The organism is Sphingomonas sp. (assembly GCF_019242355.1).
Taxonomy (GTDB): domain Bacteria; phylum Pseudomonadota; class Alphaproteobacteria; order Sphingomonadales; family Sphingomonadaceae; genus Sphingomicrobium.
In genome coordinates this window covers 1-2,091 of the sequence record NZ_JAFAVR010000260.1, presented here as the reverse complement: position 1 = coordinate 2,091, position 2,091 = coordinate 1, and the positions used below count along the sequence as shown (strand labels likewise).

The following is a 2,091-nucleotide window of genomic DNA, read 5'->3' as shown; positions in this document are numbered from 1 at the left end:
GACGTCGGCCGATCGATGGAGCGACCGCATCGCGCGGAAAGCGCGATGCTCGCTCACGATCGCTTGATCTTCCGCCCGCGGCATCGACGGGCCATCGGTTGACGACGAAGCAGTCGTCCGCCGGCCCAACGCCGGACTAGCGCTTGGCCACTCAGTGGAAGGCTTAGCGCGATCGGTGGCGTCCGACGCATGCCGCGCTCCGTTCGCCGCTGCGCTGGTCGTCCATCTAGGCACTCTCACACAGGAAGATCGGCGCGCTCGCGTTCCTGGCGGAGCAGCACCCATAGTGTTTGCTGGCGGCGATGGATGCCGCCGTCTGAGCAAACAGATCGTCGTGGTGGAAGGCGGCCGGATGGCCGGGGAGGAGGCGGGTGCTGCAGCATGTGGCGACCGGCGCCTGATTTGCCCTGCAGAGGCCCCGGCACATCTACCATTCTGTCGTTCTGCCGGCGCGGAGCTGCTGACAATCCCGGGTCGGCTGGGGGGTGTTCGGTGTCGCAGGCAACGCCTATGGGTGCGAGCAAAGAGCACGTCACGGTCCTCGGACGCATGCTGCAGGTCGGCGCCGACCGCGCCGACGACGAGGAGACCGTCCTTCGAAAGGTCCTCGTTCTGTTGGGGGCCCTACTCATCGTGCCGCTGGCGCTGCTGTGGGGTGTCGGGTACTGGTTCGCGGGTGCGCATCTGGCCGCGACGATCCCGTGGGTGTACGCCGCTGTCTCGATCACGAGTATCGCGGCGTTTGCTCGGCATCATTCGTTCCGCTGGCTGGCCAATAGCCAGCTCGTCCTATATCTGATTCTGCCCTTCGCGCTGATGTGGATCCTGGGAGGATTCAAGGGCGGCAGCGTCGTGTGCTTATGGGCGCTGTTCGCGCCCCTCGCCGCGCTCCTGCTGTTCGGTCCCGGAGTGGCCGCTCCTTGGCTCGTCGTTTTCCTTGCGCTGGTCGCGGCGAGCGTGGCGGCGCCGGACGTCTGGTCCCGCCCGCCGAACGCCGTATCGAGCGGGTTCGTCGATTCCTTCTTCGTCCTGAACGTGGGCGGGGTGACGACGGTGGCTTTCGCACTTTTGTCAGGCTTCAAGGGTCGGCGGGAAGGGCTACTGGCTTCCGCCCGGGGGCTTGTCCATCGCTACCTGTCGGCCGACGTGGCCGCAACCCTACTCGCCGATCCGAGCCGGCTCCAATTGGGCGGCGAACTTTGCGAGGCGACCGTCTTCTTCGCTGACCTTCGAGGATTCACTTCGTTCAGCGAATCGGTACGGCCGGATGTGGCGGTCGGGCTGCTCAACCAGTACTTCACACTGGCCGTGCCCGCCATCGTCGCCGAGGGAGGAACGCCTATCGGCTTCGCCGGCGACGAGATCATGGCCATTTTCAACGCCCCGAAACGCTGCCAGGATCACGCGATGAGGGCGGCCCGGGCGGCGCTCGAGGTACAGGCCCGGATCGAACAAACCGCTGACAGCATCGCGGCGCCGCGGTTCGGCATCGGAATCAATACGGGACTCGTGCTGGTCGGCAACGTCGGCAGTCGGGATTTCTGGAGCTTCACCGCTATCGGTGACACCACCAACCTGGCGGCACGTCTCCAGGCGCTGGCCCGTCCCGGCGACGTGGTCGTCGGACCGGAGACGGCCCGCGCGATTGCCGGCTCGGCGCGATTGTCCCCATTGGGGCCGGTGCCAATTCGGGGGCGAAGTGAGCCGGCCGAAGCCTTTCGCCTAGATGGTCTCCTCGCCGTCCCCCGCGTCCCAGATCCACAGAGCCGACCTGGACTTGTATGACCGCAGGCATAGCGACGAATCCGACCGCCAACGACCCAGGCACACGCCGTGCAGCCCGATGCAGCGGCCGGATCGGCCGGCGAACTCGAGCGGCCGCATCTGAGTCGGCGCACAGCCCGTCTGTAAGCCACCGCGATCACCCCGTCTGCGCGGCTCCGGGTCGCGCGACTCGCCGCTCGCTGAGCGCGGCGAGCAGGACGCCGAGCTCGAACAGCAGGTAGAGCGGGGCGGTCTCGAGCAGCATCGTGATTGCGTCGCCGGGCATCGCGCACGCCAGGACGGCGCAAAGCGCGAGCGCGTAGCGGC

Annotated in this window: 1 protein-coding gene; it reads left to right on the top strand. The window is 67.2% G+C overall.

Translation table 11 applies throughout. From position 1 onward, the window contains the following. Positions 1-492 precede the first annotated feature (492 nt). Positions 493-1,785, top strand: coding sequence for an adenylate/guanylate cyclase domain-containing protein (locus JOZ79_RS12460; RefSeq protein ID WP_294074661.1), 1,293 nt, complete (start codon positions 493-495; stop codon positions 1,783-1,785). Positions 1,786-2,091 lie beyond the last annotated feature (306 nt).